The organism is Mesorhizobium sp. M0195 (assembly GCF_040322115.1).
Taxonomy (GTDB): Bacteria; Pseudomonadota; Alphaproteobacteria; order Rhizobiales; family Rhizobiaceae; genus Mesorhizobium.
This window is the reverse complement of sequence record NZ_JAMYSV010000017.1, coordinates 75,208-96,752: the sequence shown is the minus strand read 5'-3', so window position 1 is coordinate 96,752 and position 21,545 is coordinate 75,208. Positions and strand designations below refer to the sequence as shown.

16 protein-coding genes and 4 pseudogenes are annotated in these 21,545 nt (G+C 59.7%); 5 read left to right on the top strand and 15 right to left on the bottom strand.

What is annotated here, in order from left to right:
- From NKJ12_RS25510 to tnpA, 3 genes are all read right to left on the bottom strand, one after another.
- The coding region (locus NKJ12_RS25510) for an IS66 family transposase (RefSeq protein ID WP_352705815.1) at positions 1-544 on the bottom strand (544 nt) is incomplete at its 3' end.
- 66 nt (positions 545-610) lie between these two features.
- The gene (gene tnpB / locus NKJ12_RS25505) at positions 611-931 is read right to left on the bottom strand and encodes an IS66 family insertion sequence element accessory protein TnpB (RefSeq protein ID WP_352705813.1); all 321 of its coding nucleotides are present in this window, start codon (positions 929-931) and stop codon (positions 611-613) included.
- Positions 928-1,281: an IS66-like element accessory protein TnpA gene (tnpA, locus tag NKJ12_RS25500; protein WP_352705810.1), complete on the bottom strand. Its 354-nt coding sequence runs from the start codon at positions 1,279-1,281 to the stop codon at positions 928-930. Before tnpA ends, tnpB begins: the two co-directional genes overlap by 4 nt.
- A gap of 582 nt (positions 1,282-1,863) precedes the next feature.
- Here tnpA and NKJ12_RS25495 point away from each other — a divergent pair.
- The gene (locus NKJ12_RS25495; protein WP_352705808.1) at positions 1,864-2,958 is read left to right on the top strand and encodes an acyltransferase family protein; all 1,095 of its coding nucleotides are present in this window, start codon (positions 1,864-1,866) and stop codon (positions 2,956-2,958) included.
- 287 nt (positions 2,959-3,245) lie between these two features.
- Here NKJ12_RS25495 and NKJ12_RS25490 read toward each other — a convergent pair.
- Together NKJ12_RS25490 and NKJ12_RS25485 are read right to left on the bottom strand one after the other, a co-directional pair.
- A pseudogene (locus NKJ12_RS25490) lies at positions 3,246-4,041 on the bottom strand (IS5 family transposase).
- A 105-nt stretch (positions 4,042-4,146) separates the two neighbouring features.
- Positions 4,147-5,514, bottom strand: a complete 1,368-nt coding sequence (locus NKJ12_RS25485; RefSeq protein WP_352705806.1) for an exopolysaccharide biosynthesis polyprenyl glycosylphosphotransferase — start codon at positions 5,512-5,514, stop codon at positions 4,147-4,149.
- A gap of 389 nt (positions 5,515-5,903) precedes the next feature.
- On the opposite strand from NKJ12_RS25485, the gene NKJ12_RS25480 reads away from it, so the two are divergent.
- Together NKJ12_RS25480 and NKJ12_RS25475 are read left to right on the top strand one after the other, a co-directional pair.
- Positions 5,904-6,680, top strand: coding sequence for a Crp/Fnr family transcriptional regulator (locus tag NKJ12_RS25480; protein ID WP_352705804.1), 777 nt, complete (start codon positions 5,904-5,906; stop codon positions 6,678-6,680).
- A 179-nt stretch (positions 6,681-6,859) separates the two neighbouring features.
- A pseudogene (locus tag NKJ12_RS25475) lies at positions 6,860-7,280 on the top strand (hypothetical protein); the annotation flags it as partial.
- Positions 7,281-7,766: 486 nt separating this feature from the next.
- On the opposite strand, the pseudogene NKJ12_RS25470 reads toward NKJ12_RS25475, so the two are convergent.
- Both NKJ12_RS25470 and NKJ12_RS25465 read right to left on the bottom strand, forming a co-directional pair.
- Positions 7,767-8,051: pseudogene (locus tag NKJ12_RS25470) on the bottom strand (transposase); the annotation flags it as partial.
- Positions 8,051-8,849: pseudogene (locus NKJ12_RS25465) on the bottom strand (type IV secretory system conjugative DNA transfer family protein); the annotation flags it as partial. The pseudogenes NKJ12_RS25470 and NKJ12_RS25465, both read right to left, overlap by 1 nt.
- A 359-nt stretch (positions 8,850-9,208) precedes the next feature.
- Between NKJ12_RS25465 and NKJ12_RS25460 the strand changes: the two are divergent.
- Complete coding sequence (locus NKJ12_RS25460; protein WP_352705802.1) at positions 9,209-9,487, top strand: TIR domain-containing protein; 279 nt, start codon at positions 9,209-9,211, stop codon at positions 9,485-9,487.
- Positions 9,488-10,470: 983 nt separating this feature from the next.
- Here the strand turns inward: NKJ12_RS25460 and NKJ12_RS25455 are convergent.
- From NKJ12_RS25455 to NKJ12_RS25420, 8 genes are all read right to left on the bottom strand, one after another.
- Positions 10,471-10,812: a transposase gene (locus NKJ12_RS25455; protein ID WP_352705825.1), complete on the bottom strand. Its 342-nt coding sequence runs from the start codon at positions 10,810-10,812 to the stop codon at positions 10,471-10,473.
- Positions 10,812-11,015, bottom strand: coding sequence for a hypothetical protein (locus tag NKJ12_RS25450; protein ID WP_352705800.1), 204 nt, complete (start codon positions 11,013-11,015; stop codon positions 10,812-10,814). Before NKJ12_RS25450 ends, NKJ12_RS25455 begins: the two co-directional genes overlap by 1 nt.
- Entirely contained in the window at positions 10,999-11,436 is a 438-nt protein-coding gene (locus tag NKJ12_RS25445) for a hypothetical protein (RefSeq protein WP_352705799.1), read from the bottom strand. Before NKJ12_RS25445 ends, NKJ12_RS25450 begins: the two co-directional genes overlap by 17 nt.
- A gap of 114 nt (positions 11,437-11,550) precedes the next feature.
- Entirely contained in the window at positions 11,551-13,539 is a 1,989-nt protein-coding gene (locus NKJ12_RS25440; protein WP_352705797.1) for a family 16 glycosylhydrolase, read from the bottom strand.
- Between the two features lie 1,599 nt (positions 13,540-15,138).
- Complete coding sequence (locus NKJ12_RS25435) at positions 15,139-15,366, bottom strand: hypothetical protein (protein ID WP_352705795.1); 228 nt, start codon at positions 15,364-15,366, stop codon at positions 15,139-15,141.
- Between the two features lie 147 nt (positions 15,367-15,513).
- Positions 15,514-15,708, bottom strand: coding sequence for a hypothetical protein (locus NKJ12_RS25430; RefSeq protein WP_352705793.1), 195 nt, complete (start codon positions 15,706-15,708; stop codon positions 15,514-15,516).
- 213 nt (positions 15,709-15,921) lie between these two features.
- On the bottom strand, positions 15,922-16,176 hold the full coding sequence (locus tag NKJ12_RS25425) for a DUF982 domain-containing protein (RefSeq protein ID WP_352705790.1): 255 nt from the start codon (positions 16,174-16,176) through the stop codon (positions 15,922-15,924).
- Between the two features lie 279 nt (positions 16,177-16,455).
- A complete protein-coding gene (locus NKJ12_RS25420) occupies positions 16,456-18,810 on the bottom strand; it encodes an AGE family epimerase/isomerase (protein ID WP_502905736.1) in 2,355 nt (784 codons plus the stop codon).
- Positions 18,811-19,586: 776 nt separating this feature from the next.
- On the opposite strand from NKJ12_RS25420, the gene NKJ12_RS25415 reads away from it, so the two are divergent.
- The gene (locus NKJ12_RS25415; protein ID WP_352705788.1) at positions 19,587-21,404 is read left to right on the top strand and encodes a GumC family protein; all 1,818 of its coding nucleotides are present in this window, start codon (positions 19,587-19,589) and stop codon (positions 21,402-21,404) included.
- Positions 21,405-21,545: the final 141 nt, after the last annotated feature.

Sequence of the window (21,545 nt, the reverse complement as noted above, 5' to 3'; positions counted from 1 at the left end):
TCGCCCATAGGATCTTCTCCCGCACGTGCTGGATCACCTTCCATTGCCGCGGCACCACCTCCAGCGTCTCGGTGATATCCTCACCAAGCTTGCGCAGCCGATGACCGCCACAGCAGTGGCAAGCGCTCGGCGCCGGCTCGACCACGCGTTCGCGTGGCAGATGCTCGGGAAATGGCTGGCGCGCTGGTCGTTTGCGCACATAAGGCGCCACCTCGGTGGTCCGGGCCGCGGCCTGTTCGGCGGCGATCTCGTCTTCCGTCGCCGTGCTCTCGAGTTCCTCGAAGGTGAGCTCCATCTGGTCGTGCAGACGGGCTGAGCGTTCAGAACTCTGACCATGCAGCGCCCGCTGCAGCTTCCGGATCGTCAGATCCTGATGTGCGATCAGCGCCGCATCATCCGATGCCTTGGCCCTGGCGACCGCCAGTTCGGCCTCGACCAGCGCAGCGCGCGCGGCCTCGTCTTCGGCTCTGGCCAGCGCCGCGGTCAGCGCTGCTCTCAGCGCGCCAATATCGTCCGGAACAGCATCCTGGGCGGTGGCAACCATGCCCTGGAGTGAATCATAAAACGCGTCCGCTGACTCGCGGAAAATGGCGCAAACTCAAAGAAAAACTCAGCCCGCGCGCTGCGGGCGGAACGTGTGACGCGGGTTGCGCCAATCGATCCCGTCGAGCATGTAGGCGAGCTGCGCCGGTGATATGGAAATCGCACCGTCCGCCGGCGACGGCCAGAGAAACCGGCCCTTCTCGAGCCGTTTTGCATATAGCGACATGCCGAGCCCATCATGCCAGATAAGGAAGACATAAAGATCGCCGGCATGCGGATCCCGGCCCAACGTCTCCTGAACCTGCAGAGCGAGGCCTTGCATCCCGCGACGCATATCGGTCCGGCCGACCGCCAACCAGATCCGCACCTGGCTCGGAACCGGGATCATGAAACGCCCAGCGCCTTCACCATCGCTGCCGCCAGTGTTGGCGGCGTGGTCAGCGGAATCCGCAGCCGCACCTTGCCGGCGACCTCCAGCTCGATCACCGCTGGGGATGCCGCCGGCCGCGAAACGGCGACAGGCTCATCGGGAGCCACGACAACTTCGGCAAAGCCCGTCTCGCGGGCTCTCACCGTGCGGCGCCACTTATAGATCAGGCTGGTCGCGACATCGTACTGACGCGCAACCGCCGCCACTGTGGCCCCGGGCGCGAATGCCGCGGCCAGTATCCGGCACTGATCCTCTTCACTCCAACGACGACGGCGCTCCGGCCCGGTCAATATCGTCATCTGGCTCATGCTGTGCTGCTAACTACGCTCGTAAGGACGACCTTAAGAGCGCAGCTTCGCTACCGTGCCATGCTCGCGCAAGGCGGCCTTCGCCGGAGGCGTACGGTAGCGCAAGGTCTTCTTGGCGGATCTGGGCCATCCGGCCACGGCTCTGCTCTGTCCGCATCCAAAGCTTGAATCATAACCCAGCCCCAGACGGAACCCATAGTCAGCCGATTTTCAAAACGGTCTCTGAGAAGCCCGAACCCGGTGGATCGCTCGCTGACTGTCTCGACGTTGTCGGCGTTCGCCGCACGGCAATCCCAAGGTTGATCGAACCGGCCCTGCCAAATGCCGCGGTGAGCCGCCTTGGCATTGTCTTGCTCGGCGGCGAATGTCCCATTCGAATACGGTGGCCAGTCCAATGCGAGGCCTTGTGTATTTCGGCGTGGAATAATTGCGAGCCGATTGACAGAAAGGGCGAGCCTGGGCGCAGCGCCATCTCCCCAATAGGAGGTACGACGTCGCATGCGAGGCGTCGAAAGAGGTAATTGCCTCCGAAATCACCTCCGGTCAGACTAAATGACTGTCGCGAGCGCGAGAGCCAGGCTGATGCTGAACAATCTCCAGGTGCTTCGGGCTGTGGCCGCCTATGCGGTGGTTTTGTACCATGCCCAACCGTTCATCGAGCGCCTGCACCCGCTTCCCTTTCATTCACATCTGGGGGCTGCGGGTGTCGATATATTCTTCGTCATATCTGGCTTCATCATGGTTTATGCGAGCGACAGAAGCCACTGTGGCCCCGCCGCGTTCTGGCGTGACCGACTCATCCGGATATTGCCGCTATACTGGATCACCACTTTCGCGATAGTAGCCGTCAGCTCTGTCGGCTTCAGTCCGTCAGGACTGCACAATTGGGACGGCTCGGACCTGCTGACATCCCTGTTCTTACTGCCGAATATACGACTCGACGGCGTTTCGGAGCCCATACTCAGTCCGGCATGGACACTGATCTACGAGGCCTTTTTCTATTTCTTCTTCGGCCTTTTCCTGCTTTCGGGTCGAATTAGTCGGGCAACTACCATTTTGTCGGTGGTCTTTCTGTCGTTTTGGTTCATGGGCGTAGTATTCAAGCCACAATCTTTTGTGATCGAGTACTATACGAATGCCATCCTACTTGAGTTCGCGCTCGGCTGCTTGCTGGGGCTCTTATATCTGAAGTCACGGGCACTCGACCTGCCCCACGGAGCAACACTGAGTGTCCTCGCGATTGGGGTAGCCATTGCTGTGCTGATTGCCCAGGACTGGTACTTGGGCGTCGAGGTTACGCGCACCGGGGAAATCAGGCTCATGCGGCTTGGCCTACCAGCGACGGTCATCGTCGCCGGAGCGTTGATACTTGAGCGTTCAAACCATCGGGCGTCGCATCGAGGCGCTCTCCTGCTGGGGTCTGCGAGCTACGCGACCTACCTAATCCATCCGCTGATTCTGCACGGCGTGTACTTTCTTGCGGCAAAAGTGCTTCCGGCTGGTTCCATTTTCTCAGCCACTTTTTATTTGTTCGCCGCATTTGCCGCTGTCTGTCTCTTCAGCGTTGGCCTGCATTTGTGGGTAGAGGCACCGCTCACCCGCTCTCTCAAGCAGCTGTCCCGCAGCCAGTCAGGCAGGACAGGTATTCCAATGCCCAAAGGTGCGAGCGCTCGGTAGAACCTGTCAAGTCTTCCCGGCGATGCTACAAGACCGCCGTGCCGGTGCGGTCGGTCTCGCGCGTCATGCCAAGTGCAGCGCGGCATCGACCTGTTCCGCGTCCTCAGAGACGCTCAGACTGGCCTGAAGGTGCTTCGGCGTGTGGGCGTAGCCTTTGGTTGTCTGGAGCGAGGTGTGCCCCATCCATCCACCGTGAACTGTCCTTAGAATGCGCAGTTAATGTGAGAGGCCGCTCTACGGCCTGCTACCGGTTCCATGGACACAGAGTTAAGAGTCCGTTTTGAAATTCACGGATGAGCGTTTCGGCGGATGAGATTGCCGTCCATTGCGACAAGGATCATGGCTTGCGAGACATCGATGCGCTGCTCGTAGTCGCGCACGAGGCGGCGGCATCTTGTCATCCAGCCGAAGGTCCGCTCGACGACCCAGCGGCGGGGCAGGATCTGGAAGCCCTTCTGGTCGTCGGATCGACGAGTGATCTCGACCACGAAGTCGAGATAGGCGGCTTTGTCCATGAGCTTCAGCCTGTCATAGGCGCCGTCGGCGAATAGATGCTTCACCCAGGGCCAACGCTTGCGGCTACCATCCAAGATCGCCTGAGCGCCGGCGCTGTCGGAGATATCGGCGGTGGTGAGATTGACCATCAAGAGCCGCCCATCCGTATCGACGGCAATGTGTCGCTTGCGGCCGACGATCTTCTTTCCGGCGTCGTAACCCCTTGTTCCAGCTTGCGGAGCCTTGACAGACTGGCTGTCGATCACCGCCGACGGGCTCGCCTCGCGTCCGGCCCGCTCACGATCCAGGATCAGCGCCACATCGTGGACGGTCTGGAACAGAAACCGCCGCGCCAGCTCTGGAAACCAGCCATAGACCGTCTGCCAGGGTCCAAAGTGGATCGGCAGCATCCGCCAGCCGCAAGCCGAACGGACCAGGTAGCGCACCGCATTGATCACCTCGCGAAAATCAACCTCGCGCGGACGGCCACGCCGCCCAGGCTTGGGCATCAGCGGCGCGAACTGCTCCCACTCCTCATCCGTCAAATCAGACGGGTAGCGCAAGGTCTTCTTGGCGGATCTGGGCCATCCGGCCACGGCTCTGTCCGCATCCAAAGCTTGAATCATAACCCAGCCCCAGACGGAACCCATAGTCAGCCGATTTTCAAAACGGTCTCTGAGAAGCTGCTATACATCAATAGACATTACGATCCGAAAGCACCAGTACAGCGGTTGTCCAAATTATCTTGAGATCGAGCTGCACGCTCCAGGACTGTATGTACCAGAGGTCATGCTCTACGCGTTTTTCCATCCTCCACAGCTCCTTCGTTTCCCCTCGAAAGCCATTGATCTGAGCCCAGCCTGTCAAACCGGGTTTTACACGATGGCGATAAGCATAGCTCGCAATAATCGCACTATAGGTATCGTCATGAGCGAGGGCGTGGGGTCGCGGCCCCACGAGGGACATTTCCCCCCGAAGCACATTAAATAACTGCGGCAGCTCGTCGATATTTGACTGGCGCAATATTCGGCCAAGTCGGGTAACCCGCGCATCATTACGCTGAGCCTGGCGAATTTCCGCACCGTTCTCCTGCACGGTCATTGATCGGAACTTGTAAATATTGAATGGCTTACCACAAAAACCCCGCCGCGTCTGCCGAAACAGCACTGGGCGACCGCTCTCGAGCGCGATGGCACACGCGACTACGGCCATCAACGGAAACAGGAAGAGCAGTAGCAGTGATGCAAAGGCAATGTCGAATAACCGCTTCAGCAGGCGTTCGGCAGGCCTCAAAGGCGCGCGCTGGACTTCGAAGGCTCGCTGCCAGCCGGTGTGCAGCGGGCATCCGGCCAGAATCTTGTCTATGTAGGCATCGGCGAAAAGATAGATCGGCAGCGGGAGGCGGGACATTTCGTCCAGGATGCCTGCGATCAACTTCCGCTGATCCCAAGAGCAAAAGAGATAAACTGCCCCATACGGGTCACTACGGAACGCAGCCTGCGCAGCTGCGACGGCGGCTTGCACCGATCGTGCTGCGATCGTGCCATCATGGTTCTCGATGTTCGAAACACCGCAAACCGCGATGCCCTGTTGCCCGAGCTTGCCGATTATCCCCTTTTCCATTCCAGGACCGCCAGCGTAAAACAGATAAACTGTGCGCAGGACGAGCTTCTCGGCGGCCAGAAGCCGTTTCAGCACACGCGCTAGAACCACGTGGCCAGGCAGCAGGGTTGGGAATCCGACCGCAAACGCCAGCGTCAAGGAACCGCGGGAGAACGTCGACGTCGTCTTCGTGAGAAAGGCGAGCCAGAGAATTGAAAAGAAAACGAATAACCACCCGGTGAAGAGTGTTTTGATCACGCGGTGATCGTCCAGGATGCCACTGATCGTGTAGGCGCCTCTGGCCCCCATGAATGCGACAAGCAATAGGCCGGCGGTAACACTTAGATAAATCGTCTCCCAAATATCTGGCGGGCTCACGCCGACGTACCTATGATAGACGTCATTTGACGCAAGAAGTATCGTCTCTCCAAGGAGGAAATCAGCAGTTGCAAGAAACACGCAAACTGCTCCCACAGGAAGCCGTAGCGGTTCTACGCTCCGCTTCAAGAACGCACGCGACGCCTGGGTTGGTGCATGCCGCATGGAGACAAGCCCCCGAATCCTGTTGTATCCCTTCTCCTTCTTGGGGCATGGCACACGCCGTCCCATAGAAGGGGGTTATCCCAACGGCTTTCAGTCGATCACATTTGATTTAAACTCTCTCAGAGACAGGGTCGCTGTTACCCCGGGCACATAGGAGTGCCTATTTTATGCTATCCTAATATGGTAACACTTCTGTCTGAGCGCTCTTGCGCGAGAACGGCCCGAAATCGGGCTCGTTCTAAGAGGTAGTCAAGGCAACGCTTTTGGGGACCGGGGCGCTTTACCCTATCAGGGGGGCAGGAGCCATGGCAGATTGCGGCGCTGAGGTCCGGGTCAAACAGCTCGATAAAATACGCTTATTTCAGCAATTTGACCCAAGTATTCTTAGTGAACTGGCGAAAGTGGCCATTCTACGAAGGGTTCCGAAGAATAAAGTCTTAACTCGCCTTGGCGACGTGCCAATTTATATTTACTACATAATTCAAGGAAAAATTCGGCTTAGTGCTCCCATCTCGGATGGACGTGAATTCATCTTTGCAGATCTTGGTCCCGGTGACACTTTCGACCTGACTAGGTTGTTCATCACGCGAAGAAGTAACATGAATGCTGAGTCAGTTGCGGACAGCGACTTGCTGCAAATCGAAGTAGCTTTCATGGTTAGGGTCTTCGACAAACACCCCGATCTCGCATTAAAGGTGATCCCGTACTTGTGCGAAGCAACCCACGACGCGCAGGAGCGAGTGATCCAAAGTGCGGCCAGTGCCCTATCCACTCGATTGGCGAGCACGCTCTTGCGATTGACAGAGAGGCCGCACAGCACGACTACCGTGGATAGAGCTCTGAGTATCCACATTTCGCAGACCGACCTCGCGGCAATGGTCCCGGCTTCTCGAGCGAAAGTGAATCGTTGCCTGAGAGAATGGGAACGGCGGTATATGACCCGATACGACCACGGCTCGCTGACGATCCTCAATCGCGCCGCGTTAGAGTCTGTTGCTCTTGGCGAGATCGCCTTTGATCGTTCAATGATGCATATCCCACGTGCTCGAGCATCTCCGTGGCATGCTCCGGGGAGACAATGAAACCGGAAGTGGTGCCGGTCGTCCTCGCATCCCTCGGTAAAGTCCTTCTCGTCGGCGTCGTAAGTCGCCGCACCGGACATATGCGCCTTCTCACCGGCGTCAGCGCCAATGAGACAGAATTGGGTTAATTGAGAGCGCAGGGTTTCTGAGTCATCGGAGCCTTTCAAAGGCGCAGAAGGTTTTCGCGCATGGATTCCGTCGGCCAGTCGCGCATGGGCCGGCTGCACGGGGGCCGTCGCGACAAACTCGAAATCAGCCCGAACCCTGAGGGCCGGCCGTCGGCCTAGCGCGGTGGCGCCGGCACCGCCCTGGTCGGCGACGCGGCGACAATGGCGGAGCGGATCGACGAATACCGCGCATTGGGATCGATACCTTCATCCTGCCCGACTATCCGCATCTGGAGGAAGCCTATCGCTTCGGCGAACTGGTGCTGCCGCTTTTGCCGCTCGATCACGAGGTTTCGACGCGGCCAACGGCCGTGAACATGGGGCCGTTCGGCGAGACGTGGCTGGCGACCATCGGCCGTCGGCGCTGCGCGCGAGCCAGTCTTGGGCGTGCGTCGTCTGCTTCCAGCGTCGTGATGAGGGGAGCGGGCCTTAAGACTACCGGTAACAAGATGCGGCTCAGTTTTTTCAGATCACTACGATCAGTGAATGTCGGTATCGGTGGTTGCGCGTCCCTGATTTGAACCTGCGCCGGCCAAGAGCCGATAACTATCAGGCAGCACGTTTGATGGTCCTCTTGCTCAGCTTTACGACGAAAGCGTTCCCCTTCTTCATGGATGGCTACCGTTTTCCGGCATGTAGTTCCAAGTGGGGCCGCCAGACGGGTACGCAGGGGTAATCCTGCGTGATCAAGATAGGTCGAGATGAATGTGCACCAGCCTCACGGTTGATCGCGACATTCGCGAACCCGTCTGCTCGCAATCGCATTGCGCGTGTCTGCTTTCCGGTGCAGGGCCAATGTTCGTACAGGCGTAATCCCGCCGTGTGCATGTCTTTTCAAGATGCCGCCGCCGAATCTAGGGTGAGGGCTTTGCAGGCCTAGGGGAGGGCAGGGCGCTACGCTAACTTATACCAACGGCCCTCATAAATGACCTGAATGTGCCCACTTCCGCATTCCGATTGAGGTGATTGCGTCGGGCTTTGCGGCAAGCCTTTTCCATGCGTCGCAGGCAGCGTCGATGATGTCGCCATATGTGTCGAAGACGCGGTTGGAGAGGAAGTTGGCGCGCAGATGTTGCCAGACCTGCTCGACCAGATTGAGCTCCGGAGAGCGCGATGGCAGCAGGATCGGCGTGATGTTTTTTGGCCAGACGAGATTGCCGGTGGTGTGCCATCCGGCTCGGTCCAGCAGCAGCACGGCGTGAGCGACATCGCGGTGGAGAGAATGCCAGACCGCTCGTTGTCGGATTTGTTCAAGAGCTCGCGCGCCGTTGAGGCGACGACGGGATGCGAGGCGATCTCTCCGAGATGCGGCGTCGTCATCATCGCTGCCAGAGTGGTCTCGATCGGCCGCTTTGGGTCTGACGGGAATCCCGCGACGCCGGCCAGCGTCTTGTCGGGCTCGGAGTAGAGTACGTGCAGGATCGCCCCGACGAGCAGTGAGTGGCTGGTCTTCTCCCAGTGATTGCGCTTTTCGAGCGAGCCTTCGGGATCGACCAGCACGTCGGCGACATTCTGGACGTCACGCACCTCCCACTCGCCGCGGCGCACTTCGAGAAGCGGGTTGTAGGCGGAGGACTTCCTGTTCGTGGGATCGAACAGCAGCACCCGCCCGTGCCTGGCGTGCCTGGCGCGAAAGCCTGCAGCGAGCTGCCAGTTCTCACCCTTGATATCGTGCACGATGGCCGAGCCCGACCTGGTGAGAAGCGATGGCACGACGAGGCCGACGCCTTTGCCGCTTCTCGTCGGCGCGAAGCACAGAACATGTTCCGGCCCGTCGTGACGGAGATAATCGCGATCGAACATGCCGAGTACCACGCCGTCAGCCCGAGCAGACCGGCGGACTTGACGGTTTCGCCCAGCGCGCCGATCCGTATGTCTCGACGTTCTTCGCCTCGCGCGCCCGCCAGACCGAGATGCCGATCGCCACGGCGATGGAGATGAAGCCGCCAGAGGCGGCGATGAATGCGCCCTCGACGAAGATCGGTGGCGCATAGGTGGCAAAGGTCCTCAGCGGTTCAAATCGGGACTAGCCCTTGCGAGCCGTCGCCAACTAGCGGGGCTCCTTCCACCTCGGCAGGTCATTTCAGGTCGCGACAGCCTAACGCGGAAGGCGCACGCAAGTGCAGTTCTCTCGGTGGCTGCTCTCCACAAGTACCCTACAGATTCGGCCGCGGGCGGGGATCGTTTCCGTGCGTGTCTTACGCATTCAGCGTGGTTAAGACACCGTGGCAGCGGGGACGGCGGTGGTACGACCTGCTGTAGTGAGGGAATAGATGAACAAGCCCCGCATTTTCCTTGGCTCGTCGGGAGCGCAGATGAAGCTGGTGCAGGCGCTTACGCGCGGCCTCGAAGACGTCGCGCATGTCGGATCCCTGGACGACATCCTTCAATCCAGGCACGACCACGCTGACCCGTCTCCTCGAGCTTACGCGTGAAGTGGACTTCGCGGCGTTCGTGTTCGCCCGCGACGACTGGACGACGGCCAGCCTGCACGCTTCCCCTTCCGCTGTTTCCGGCCAGGCTTCTCCGCGCGACCATGTCGTCTTCGAAGCCGGTCTTTCAGCAGCGTCCTCGGCTCGCGCCGAACCTTCATACTGCATGCGAGGGGTTCGAAGCTTCCGACCGATCTCCTCGGATTGACGTGCGTACGATACGGCGAAGCGACAAAGGCTGCCGAGATGAGGACCATCAACCAGAAGCTTCGAAAGGCGATCGAGAGCTAGGGCCGCGTCGCACGCATTGAGGGCCTGTGGTGGCAATTCTCCCTCTCGGCGCGCGGGCCCGCGGGAGCCTTCCGCCGTAGGCCTCCTGCGCATCTCGCGAGCCCTCGACAGTACGCTGGAGCTGCGTGGCCGCTCATGGCTGGAGGACGGCACTCTGTCCGCCAGATACTGGAGCGAAGCCCTGAAGGAGAGGAAGGAGCCTGCCGGCGTATTCTACTACTGGAATCGAGAACGGCCCCGCGACCCTAGCGCACCGCAATTGTGCGGTAGGGGAGAGATCCTGCTGGAGTGCGTCGATCGCGCCGCCGGGTATTTTACGACCCGTTCGGACGGCCCCGAGGGCGTGAACGCGCGGACATCCGGTGTCTACCTGGGCGCCGATCCGGCGGATTGGCCATCCTGGACGGAAACGACGATCGCCAGCGCGCGGAGTTGATCGCAGAGCGGCTGGCGCGCTGGAAGTCGATCGCGAACGCCTGAAATCAGGCGTTCGGCATCTCCTTCGCCCACCACGGGAAAAGCCACCAGCGGCCTTGCCGGAGCTTATGGGCGCTGTTCTCGCTAGCTGTCACGAACGGGCACTGGATCAGTCGGAGCGACGTTGTAGGAATAACATCACACGATATCCCTGCTGCCAAAGACATCCAACACAGTTTATGACGCAGTAGAACTAGCGCTCGAAAAAGTGGTCACCGGTTTTTCGAACAAAGCGATGCGCAAACAAGAAGCTACAGCGGTGCGCGGTGATCTCGTTCACGGTACACGACTCAGGCGTGTTTTGAGACCGTAATCGGTCGTCGGGGTGCTTTTGCGAGCCATGCATGGGCAGCTGCTTTGGGGCTGTTGAGTATCCAGTTCCTCAGCGCGTCGAGACCGATACGGAACCACGACTTCTCCCGTCTACCGTGGCTTTTGCGCGGTATGGCCTTTATGCCCATGGGTCTGGGTGGCGCATCGATAGGCCCATGTGATGGCGAGCATGACGACGACGACGATGAGGCTTGCGAACTTCTCGGGATTGGTGATGTGGGTGTCCTCGAGATTGAGGCCTCGTGTCTTGGTATCACCGAACAGGCATTCGATACCCCACCGCTTTCGGTAGTCGTTGAGGGCCTGCTTCGGATCGGGCGATTGGTGGCCACGATCAGCCATTCGCCGTTGCCAAGGCGTTTGGCGGCAAGACGAAGAGGCTCGCGCGTGGCGCCTACTGTGCCGTTGAGGTACCCGACGAGGGTTGCGCATCAGGCCCGCCTGCGCCGCAAGAGCGTGGCGAGCGACCATGAGCGACCGTCCTCGAGGGTGACGGTCATGTCGACCTTCACCCGGATGGCAAAGGGGATATTGTTTTCGTTGGGGAAATCCATCCATTCGGCGCCGATGAACTCACGATCGGCGAGCAGGTAGCGGATGGAGGCAGCAGGAAACAGGCTAAGATAACGGCGCATCAGTGCGATGCGGTGACCCGTGTCGGAGTTGCCCTGATGCGGTAGTAAGGCAAACAGCAGCGGCACCCGGAAGCGCCTTGTGACGATCGCCAGCATCAGGATGTTGATGTCGCGCGATCCGAGCTTCCAGTTGGTTGCGATCGAGCGCCAGATACTTTGGTCGCTCCAGGTTGAGCATGTACACTACGAGCCGCGCCGCCACGGCTTGGTCGAGCTGGACGAACTGGAAGAACCGCTGTAGCCGCCGATATTTCGAGGCATGGCACACCGGGCCGCACAGATGCACGGCCAGATGCGAAAGGTTGACGCTGCGCGACTGGGCAAGCCCGGCGATCAGCACTGCAAGCGTCACAAGCCGGCCCTTGCTCAATGCAAAGTGCCAACCTAACGTCTCGATGAGAGCGGAATGAATCAGTGGCATGGGCGAAGATCCTTTTGCTGAGGAATCTTCAATCCAAACACATCATCCCGTTCTCACCCTGACTGTCGTGTACCGTGAGATCTCGTTTTCACGCGCACCGCTGTAGGCGCCGGATCAGATCACGAAAAAATCGTCGGCCAGCAGCGTCGGCCTGTTCGTCAGCGTCGCGAGCTGTGTCACGCCGCCTGCGACGTTTCCGTTGGAATCGTAAAACAACGCACCCGTAGCCTTGTCATAGACGATGTGGTCGTCGGCGTCGTGCGCGCTAGTTCCAGCGAAGAAATACCTTGGCTCGAGGGCTCCGGTGGCTCCCAGCTCCTGCATTACCGCATTCTGGAGCCTGAATGTATCGGCCGTATGGTTGAAATCAGTGATGATGTCGCGGTTTGCCACTGAGAGCGGCGCGCTGAAAACGAAGGAATCGTTGCCGCCGCCACCAGTAAGCTGGTCAATGCCCAGACCGCCCGTTAGTGCATCGTTGCCACCCCGCCCAAGCACGGAATCATTGCCTCGGCCGCCGTCCAGTTTGTTGTCGCTGTCGTTGCCGTCGAGCACGTTGTCGAGGGAATTTCCCGTGGCTCCGACGTTGGCGTTTCCGGTCAGATGCAGATTTTCTACCAGCCGGCGATCGACCGCCAGTGAGTACGTGACCAAGCTGAAAATCTGGTCGAGGCCCGCTTCGTCGATGACGTTGTCCAGTACATTGTCCACATAATAGGTATCGTTGCCGGCACCGCCATTCAACAGGTCAGCCCCGGTCCCGCCATCGAGCCGGTCCGCGCCATCATAGCTAGATAACCGGTTGTTCCCATTGTTCCCGGTCAGCTCGTTGTCGGAAGAATTGCCTTGGGCGTTGATGTTGGCGACGCCCGTGAGAGTCATATTTTCGACATGGCTGGGCAGTGAATAGGTGATCGAGCTGAATACCCGGTCGTTGCCCGCCGCGTCGCCCTCGACCACGCGGTCGAGCGCATTGTCAACATAGTAGGTATCGTTGCCTGCGCCGCCCTCCATCTTGTCGATTCCGACCCCGCCGGATAGCAGGTTCCTGCCGGCGTTGCCGACCAGCGTGTTGTCGAGTTCGTTACCCATCGCGTCGATGTCGGCAACGCCGGTGAGCGTGAGCTGCTCTATTTGCCGGCCGGACAGCGAATACGATATCAGGCTGGAGACCAGATCGATTCCGGCGCCCTCAGCCTCAATGACTACGTCGAATGCGTTATCGACGCGGTAGGTATCGTTGCCCAGACCGCCGGACATTCTGTCAGCACCACCTCTGCCGTCCAGAACGTCATCAAAATTGCCGCCCTTCAGGATATCCGCCGCAGCCGTCCCGGTCAGGTGCTGCTCCATCACGTTCGGCGCGGCATAGGCGCGGACGTAGTCGACGACCATCTTGTACGTGCCGGACGCCTGCTCGACCTCTTTGGGATTCATGGCCAGCGAGACCACCATATAAAGTGGCGTGCGGAAGAACTCGCTCATTGGAAAGCGGCTCAACTCTTGGCCGTCATAGTAGACGGTGATCCAGTCCGTCGTGATCCTCGCGCCATAGGTGTGAAACGCCCCGTCGAACATCGAATCGGCCAGGCGCGTATAGTCGCCCCGAGCGTAACTTTCCGAAGTGCGCAAGTGCACCGCCCGGTGATGACCATCAGGATCGCCGCCATACGCTTCAACGATATCGACCTCAGGACGCGGTACGGAGGTATCCTGCGGCAGCATCCAGAAGGCCGGCCAGGCTCCCGCCCCGCCGTGAAAGGCGGCGCGCATCTCGAAATACCCGTTCACTTGCGCGAAACCCTGGCCGGCGCTGTTAACCGTTTGCATCGTTCCCGACTGCCAGACGCCGCCCGCCTGCTTCATGGTAATGGTCAGCTTCCCGTCAGAGACAGAGAACGGATTCGTTGCCCCCACCGGCGACATGAACGTGGCGGCCCCGTAGGGGGAGTGTACCGGCGCGAACCACTTGCCGGTGCCGTTGTTCGGCACGACATCAAGCGTGTTGAACTCGTCAGAAAAGGAGAGCTTGAACCCCGAGAGGTTCAGTTTCGATCCCTTGTACTGTCCGGTCCAATCGCCAGGAAGATCCGTCGCAGCCATTGATGGGCACCTCGTTCTCTCAACATTCTTGCGGTTAACCCCACCAAGGCCTAATCGTGTAGTGGACACCCATTCCGTCGCAATGCGGCCAGTACGGTTATCCCCAACATTTCACGAGAAATTTGGGAGATGTCGCAAATCGGTTGACGTAGCCGGCACACGATACTGCGTATCCTCCGATACCGTGACGCCTGGCTCGAACGCGCCGTAACCAGCCGCTCCTTCACCGCCCGCGACCAGCGCCGCCGGCGCTGCACCAAGGTGATCACTTCCACGCGCGGAATCGTCATAGGACTCCTCCCAGGATTATTCCCCGGACTTGCAATGTTCGTCCCAAGGCGACAAGGCGGCCTTCACCGTAGGCTTGTACGCCGGCGGAGGCGGCCTTCAGTCGGAGTTTCAAGAGGCTCACGGGCGTCTCGCCAGCGGGGTGGCGCGACGGTCGGCGCAGATGGATGACCGAACGTCCGTTTTCTCAATCCGATTCGGACCTGCAATCTCGCCTCCGGAATGACCATTAGGGGTGTGCGCCGTGACAAGGCGGCACTTTCCAGTGGGTGCAAGCCCCACCCGGCAACCGCTCCAGCCGGAAGCAATCGGAGCAGTCATGGAGGTGACGAAATGGCTGAAGCCGTCGATTAGCGGGTCACGAATTGGTGACCGCGCGAGTGTGCAGGCCGCAACGTGAGTGAACGCTGAGCAAGCCTCGAAAAGGTCGATGTGCAGGCCGACCCGACAGCCCTTTCGGGGAAGGCTGATACGGATGGGTGAATTTGAGCGACGTTTGAGCCCATCTGCTGCACCGGGGTAGTGGCGGCAGCATGTACACAAGGAAAGTGCACGCAACACGGGAAGCCCCAGGACGTGGTCAGGGATGACCAACCGGATGCCCGCGAGGGACAGGCCGGGCGCCCTGGGGTGGCGGAGAGGTTCGTAGTACCGCTGAAGCCGGGTAACGCCGGTGGAGGGAAGGCACCTCAGTTCAAGACGAACGCAATAAGCGGAGAGGGACCTGGCGATTGGGCAACCTATCAACTCCGAAAAGTGTTCAGGAACTTTCAGACGGCGTCACATGCGAAAGCGAAGGCAGAAGCCGGTTATCGTTTCTATGCCCTGTACAACAAGATCAGCCGCGAGGATATTCTGGCGTACGCCTATGCCCAGTGCCGCTCCAACAAGGGCGCGCCGGGCGCAGATGGTCGGGACTTTGCGGACATCGAAGCCTATGGGGTCGAACGGTGGCTCGGTGAACTGGCGCTTGCACTCAGGCAGGAGACTTACCGGCCGGAAGCGGCTGAACCGGATGCTGCGCGGATGGGCCAACCCTCCCCAGGGACACGCCGAAGGGGACTCTACTCCCTCCCTGACCGACATCAATGCCATGTATGAATCGTACATTGGTACGGTGCTGGGCCGCAACTGTCAGGAATGTTTGGCTAGAGTTTCTGAGCCGGTGATCGGATATATTGGCTCGCGCGAGGACCTCCCATGCCCCTCTCGACCCTGTAGAGCGCTCCTCGATCCGCCTTTCGTCCCACAACCTGGGTCGGTCGTCCCGACGTACACCGGAGGGTTGAACCAATGGAGAGCGCCATGCCGCTATTCGCGAAGGTCGAACGCGACGAACAGGCCAAAGGCTGGGGCAAAATCGACAATAAGCCCCACCAGATCGCAGTCAGTTTCCGCCAGATGTGGCCCGTCTCGACGCACCGCTGCGATAGTCTCTTTGACGGAAATGATTTGGCCGCGCCGGTCTTCTAAAATCAGCTCTTCAACAAGCTCATTGGCAGTCACTTTGTTGGGTCGGCAGTTCGTCCGAACGTTCATCCAAGGCCTCCACCTCAGCGAATACCCAAGGGAACATTGATGATCCTCTGTCGGGAAAAATCAAGGGGAATGTTTGTAGGAATTTTCTAAGAGGGGATCAGAGAAACCAGCACGGAGCGAGCCTCTGTTTAACGTTTAGCCAGCCCGCTAGGCACCTTCTTCGGTCGGCCCCTGTTTGGCCCGATCAATAGCCGCGAGTAATGACGCTAGGGTCGGCGGCAGTTCTGGTTCGACTTCTAGCCTTAACAGCTTGTGCATGTGACGACGATTGTCTTCAGAACGGATCAGTTTCCGAACTGCTTTGGAGACGGACTGATAATCTTCTTTGTTTCTCTTTGTCATGTTCGGGGCGTCCCTTCCCAGTCAGCCGCAACTCGCGTAGGCGCGGATGAGGGAACGATGTAGGCCCTCGCGGGTTTAGAGCTCGCAGCGGTCGATTCTTCGTGGATGTGCAGCCGCTGTGGGGGGTCCGTCGCCTCTCCCTCACCGCGGCGGGCTCCTTTCGCGAAGGCGGTGTTGGTCAGAGACACATAGAACCTCATACCGCAATCCAATTTAGCTAGTTGTCCTTGGGGGGAGTAACGTCCCCTCCTCTTTTGCAGCAGCCAGGAATGCCTTGCGGGCCTCCTCAGGTTCCATCTCGTCGAAAATCACTGCGATGCAAACGCGCACCGCGAGGTCCCACCAAGGGCCACGGATGGTCCACTTCATCAGCTCCTCGCCGGCTGCCTCGGCATTGTTGACGTTGCGGATGATCCCGGGACGCTCGGTCTTGACGGGGACCGGAGGGTTGAACCAGTGGGGGGCCATGAAGGGACCTCAGGGCGGCTAGCGGGTTTCGTCTCTACCAACCGGCTCAGCGATGAGGACGGTTAACCGTTTGTTAGGCATGTCTGAGTCCGTGACGGGCTGTTTCCAAACGTTCATCGACGGTTGTCCGAGCGGTCGGTACGAAGCCGGTATACGCTTGCCGCGGCATGCCGAATCGACGGCTAACAGTCCTTGGGCCGAAGTCGGGCGCGGTTTTCCCTGACCCCAGTCGCGCCGCCATGCGCGGTATCTAGTTTTCGCACATGGCGGACAGTTGGGTCAGCCGTAAACCTGCTTCGGAACGGCCTTGCTCATATCCAAAGCTGGTAGCGGGAATGGTTCGACTTGTCCTCCGGTCTTGTCCAGATACTGCATCAAGGCCGTCACGAGATGGTAGAAAATGCTCGCGGGGACCTCAGTCGCCAGTGACCTTCCGCGCTCGTCAATCCTGTCGACCCACAAGCCAAGCGGTGCGGGATCGATATGCCATTTGAAGAGGCGGGCGACACGAGCTTCGATCTCTGGTTTCAGATCGGGCCCGCCAATTCCGTCCAGGGCGATGGACGCCTTGATGGCTTCGCATTGCGGCCAGCTGCGGGAGAGCCGGTCGAAGGGCATTCCCTGCCGCGACACGGCTGCATAAGCCAGCCCCGTGGCCCGGTTCAATCCGCTGGCGATCGCCGACGAATAGAGCTTCCTTGCGTACGCTGCCAAGTCTCTCTGCCCGCTCGCCCGCGCGAAATCGACGAGGAGCGAGGCCCATTCGAAATGGTGCCCTGGTTCGGTCCACTGTCCCTCGTCTCCCGGCAACGGTAGCCACTCGACATCGAAATGTTCCCCAAGCGTCCAGCTCTCCTGGTCGAAGAAATGGCACCGAAAGAGATCGACGATGCGTGCCGCCCGACGGAGATATGCACGGTCGCCGGTGACCCCATGCCAAGCAAGGAAGGATTCCAGCATGTGCATATGCGGGTTCGAGAACCGCACCCCGTCCCGGCCGGAGGGTTCGAGAAAGCCGTTGAGGTTATCGTCCTCGAGATGGGTGTCGATGAAATGGAACGTCTCTTGTGCCAGCCGTAGGGCGTCCTGATGGCCGCATCGATGAGCATGGGCAAGCGCCAGGAGAACGCAGGAATGATCGTAGGCGTCCTCCGCCGGGTCAGCCACGCTACCGTCGGAATTAAGGGTGCGCACCCAGCCACCGCGATCGGTGCGGCCGTGTCTCGCGATGAAGTCGATGCCGTGGTCGATGAGCTTGTCGGCCGGACCGACCCAGCCGCGTTCTTTGGCCACCGCGAACGCGTAAATCTGGCGAGCCATCGTGCGCATGCGCTTGCGTTTCCCCAGCGGCCTTGCATCGAAACCGAGAGCCTCGTGGAAGCCGCCATACACATCGTCGACACCTGCAGTGGACCACAGCGGCAGGGTTTCGTTGAAGAGCCAGTGCTCGACGCGCTTGCGCCATGACCCGCTGATGATGACCCGGTCTTCCGACGCCGTGAACTTCGTCTCGAGTCGTCCGCTCTTCTCGAGTTGTTCGACGACTTTCTTGACATTCTGGCTGTGGCTGACAGGAGCGACGAAAACCGCGTCCGGTGTTGTCACCACCGCCACATTTTTCATTCCGATGACTGTCAGCAGTCTGCCCTGGCTCCGGAGATAGGAGTTGCCGCAATCCAGGGCGACAACGTCGCCGATTACGACATTGCCGTCGCGGTCCGTCGGGCTGGCTTCCAGCAGCGATTGCCACGATCCAAGGTCGTTCCAGCGGAAGGAAGCCGTGACCATCGCAATACCGCGTGCATGCTCCATGACTGCGTAGTCGATCGACGTCGATGGGACAGCCGAATAGAAGCCCTGGGGCAGGTAGATGCCCGAGACGTCGGTCCGTGCAGTTTTATAGGCCCGTTCCGCGGTGTCCCAGATGTCCGGCCGGAAGTCGAGAAATGCCTTCCGCATCGTGTCGGCACGAAACAGGAAGATGCCGGCGTTCCAGTAGAATCTTCCCGAAGACACATATTTGCGGGCCGTCTCGGCATTGGGCTTTTCGACAAAGTGCAAAACGGAAACGGCGGCCCCGCCGTCACTATTTGCCGTAACCTCGATGTAGCCGTACCCGGTTTCGGGATGCGTCGGCCTGATGCCGAAAATGACAATGCTTCCTGAATCGGCGGCGGGTATGCCCGCCTCGACGGTTTCCCAGAATTGCGTTTCGGTCGATATCTGATGGTCGGAGGGGACCACGAGCACAAGCGCGTCACCGCCATATCCGGAGATCGTGTGCAAAGTGGCTATGGCCACCGCCGCGGCGGTATTGCGGCCGACGGGTTCGAAAATCGGTCTGCCGCCATTTAGGCCAAGCGGACCGATGTCCGAGATAACACGGTCGGCATGCCGCTCGGAAGCTATCAGGTAGATCGGCGTCTCGCCGTCCCTCCGCGCCTTGAGGCGCCGGACAGTCTTCGCAAGCATGGAGCCGTCGCCCGAAAGGTTGTGGAATTGCTTGGGATTATCTTCGCGCGAGAGCGGCCACAGCCGTGAGCCGACGCCCCCGCTCATGACAAAACTTACGATCCGCTCCGGCATGGTCCAGTCCCTCTCAGAATGTCTGGTTGTAGGCTCCGACCTCTGGATTGCGGCGCCGCTCGGCATCGAGAGCCCCGAACATCTCGCGACGTCGCGCCGGAGACCAGCACCATCTTGCTCCGCCCTGGCGCGGAACAGCCCTAGCACGCTGCCGGGCGCAGGCCCCCTCATGAATTCGAGTAGTCCTAACACGCTGGTTCGCGCCCCCTCATCCAATGGGAGCATCCATGCCGATGGCCGAAATGATGACGCGTCCAGGCGTGGTAGTGTATTCCTGAAGCTGCACTCTGCTCGGGCGCCGACGACAAGGATGCGTTGCAAGATGCCGCGGCCCGCGGGTTCCTTGTCCGCGAGAATGTCGGCGAAAGGTGTTTCTGACGCTTGGCTCGCCTTCTCGAAGGCATTCAAGGAAATCCAACGGCATCCGCGGAACTCCGCCCCCCGTGCGAAGAAGGATGACGGACTGTGCGCCGTTCGCACTGGAGGCGATCGAAAACGGCGAGACCCCGAACGTATGTGCGCGAAGATCGATACCTCACGCGGAATGTAGCGATCAACCGCGGACGGCGAGTCTCGTTGGAACCGCAATATCATTTGTCGACAGATCGAGAACGAGGCCTGCCGCGCATTCTCTCCTCCCATAGGGCGTAGGCCCATACGCCCATTGGCGGCGTTTACCTTTCCTGGCGCAGGGGTAGCCTTTTGCGGCACTCTGGGAACGCCGGGCCTTCGCTTTCATGAAAACATCGGCCGAATGCCATGGACCGCTTGCGTCGAGACGGCGTGCGCGCAGGATTTTTCCGCACGCGTGCTGGAGAACGTGATTGGATCGCATATCCCCCCACCAATGGGCCTCGACAACTGACTTGCAGCCTTCCGCTAGTCAGGAGTTTATCAGCCTCGCCGATATAGCCGGATTTCTGAGGCGCTATTTCGGAACGATCATTGCCTGTGTGGCCGCAGCTGTCTTGGTGGCCTGGTTTCACAATTTGACCACCGACCCAGCTTTCACTGCCAGCACGCAAATCCTGATCGAGCCGAAACTGCCGCAACACCTGCAGGAGGGGGGCGAAGTCAATCTGTCATTGGACACTGCCCAAGTGGAAAGCCAGATCGCAGTCATGCAGTCGGAAAAGATTGCGGTCATGGTCCTCGATCGGTTGAAACTCGTTGACGATCCCAAGTTCAACCGTCCACAGGTTCCGATTTTGGTGGAGAGAATCAGGAAAATAAAAGCGATCCTGGTTGAAGCTTTCGAGCTCCAGAAAAGCGCTTGGCTCACCTCGCTTTGGGAGTTTTCTGGCTTGGACGTGCCTGAGACGCCTGTGATGCTGACCGATTACCAGAAGTCCCGGCGCACCATGTTGATTTTCCGCCAAGGCCTCGACATCCGCAGAGTTGGCGTTTCCTACGCCATCAACATATCCTTCACCTCACTTGATCCCGAAGGCGCAGCCAGGATTGCGAACGCCACTGCCGATGCTTTCGTGCGTGAGCAGATCGAAACCAAGGCCGAGGCAGCAAGGGAAGGCGGCGCATGGCTGGAGAAGCGCCTTCGCCAATTGCGCACCCAGATGAACAGGGCCATGGCGAAAGCGCAGGAGTTCCGTTCACGGCACGATTACAGCGTCGGCGAAGAAGGCGAAGCGGAGGACGGGGCAAACGCCGTCCCGACGCTTGAGGAGCTTGAGGTAACTGCCGAAACCTACCAGAAGATGTATGAAAGCTTCCTGCAGGCATACACCAACTCGGTGAGCCAGCAGTCGTACCCGGTTGCAGACGCAAGGGTGATTACAGCTGCGACGGCGCCGCTCCAGCCGAGCGCTCCAAGGCCGAAGCTGATGCTGGCTTTCGCGGCGGTTTCCGGGTTCATTCTCGGTATCGGCGTTTCGTTAGCAAGGCATACGCTCGACTGGACCGTAAGGTCGCCCCGACACATCCGGGAGAATCTAGGTGTGGAATGCGTCGGAGAACTACCGGCCATCAGCAGGAGGAGGGCATCAGGCCACGTCGACGAAGTGGCAAGATATCCGCACTCCCGATACAGCCAGAGCCTCAGGAAAGCGAGGACCGAAATCAGCCTTGCGGAAACCAACCACCCGATCAAATTCCTTGGGTTAACCGCTGTATCCAATGACAGTTCGAAGAGTTCCGTTGCCAGCAATCTTGCCACCCTTTACGCGATGTCCGGCCTGAAGTCATTGGTGATCGACGCCGACGTCTGGCGGCCGGCTATGACCAAGCGGCTACTCGGCCCATCGGGCGCCCTGGACAAACCGTTCCAAGATCCTGTCCGGCTCAACATCGTCTGCGCTCCGGGGCGGTCGTTCGACCTGCTTCCAAGTTCGGTCGTCCAGGCCAAGAACCTGCTGGCACCACGTAATATGGAGGCGTTTCTCTCGGACCTTGCCGCCTGCGACATTACCCCCTACGACATTGTCATCTTCGACTTGCCGACACTTGCCTCGGGAGCCGACATGCTGATGGTCGGATCCGTCCTGGACGGCGTGGTCATCCTCGCCGAGTGGGGTAAGGTACACGTCGAAACGTTGCGGGGACTAGTCAGAACGCTGCAGGCCAGCAGGACGCCCGTCCTTGGCGTGCTTCTGACGAAGGCGCGCGCCAAGCACCGCAAAGCATGAACGGATGGCGAGGTATTCTCCTTCGAAAGTCGCAAAAGCGTGGGGGGGATCATTCCTTGGGATTAGCGTGGGATTAGGGGGATAGTTCAGGACCGCCACGCTACCTCCTTTGCCTTTCTTGCCGACGAGCTCCGACCTTGG

Excerpts from the sequence above, each read along its gene's own strand:
- tnpB (WP_352705813.1), bottom strand. The coding sequence starts at position 931 with ATGATCCCGGTTCCGAGCCAGGTGCGGATCTGGTTGGCGGTCGGCCGG.
- NKJ12_RS25450 (WP_352705800.1), bottom strand. The coding sequence starts at position 11,015 with ATGCGCCGTTATCTTAGCCTGTTTCCTGCTGCCTCCATCCGCTACCTG.
- NKJ12_RS25445 (WP_352705799.1), bottom strand. The coding sequence starts at position 11,436 with ATGCCACTGATTCATTCCGCTCTCATCGAGACGTTAGGTTGGCACTTT.
- NKJ12_RS25440 (WP_352705797.1), bottom strand. The coding sequence starts at position 13,539 with ATGGCTGCGACGGATCTTCCTGGCGATTGGACCGGACAGTACAAGGGA.
- NKJ12_RS25425 (WP_352705790.1), bottom strand. The coding sequence starts at position 16,176 with ATGGCCCCCCACTGGTTCAACCCTCCGGTCCCCGTCAAGACCGAGCGT.
- NKJ12_RS25430 (WP_352705793.1), bottom strand. The coding sequence starts at position 15,708 with ATGACAAAGAGAAACAAAGAAGATTATCAGTCCGTCTCCAAAGCAGTT.
- NKJ12_RS25455 (WP_352705825.1), bottom strand. The coding sequence starts at position 10,812 with ATGCGCAACCCTCGTCGGGTACCTCAACGGCACAGTAGGCGCCACGCG.
- tnpA (WP_352705810.1), bottom strand. The coding sequence starts at position 1,281 with ATGAGCCAGATGACGATATTGACCGGGCCGGAGCGCCGTCGTCGTTGG.
- NKJ12_RS25495 (WP_352705808.1), top strand. The coding sequence starts at position 1,864 with ATGCTGAACAATCTCCAGGTGCTTCGGGCTGTGGCCGCCTATGCGGTG.
- NKJ12_RS25460 (WP_352705802.1), top strand. The coding sequence starts at position 9,209 with ATGTCGGATCCCTGGACGACATCCTTCAATCCAGGCACGACCACGCTG.
- NKJ12_RS25480 (WP_352705804.1), top strand. The coding sequence starts at position 5,904 with ATGGCAGATTGCGGCGCTGAGGTCCGGGTCAAACAGCTCGATAAAATA.
- NKJ12_RS25435 (WP_352705795.1), bottom strand. The coding sequence starts at position 15,366 with ATGAACGTTCGGACGAACTGCCGACCCAACAAAGTGACTGCCAATGAG.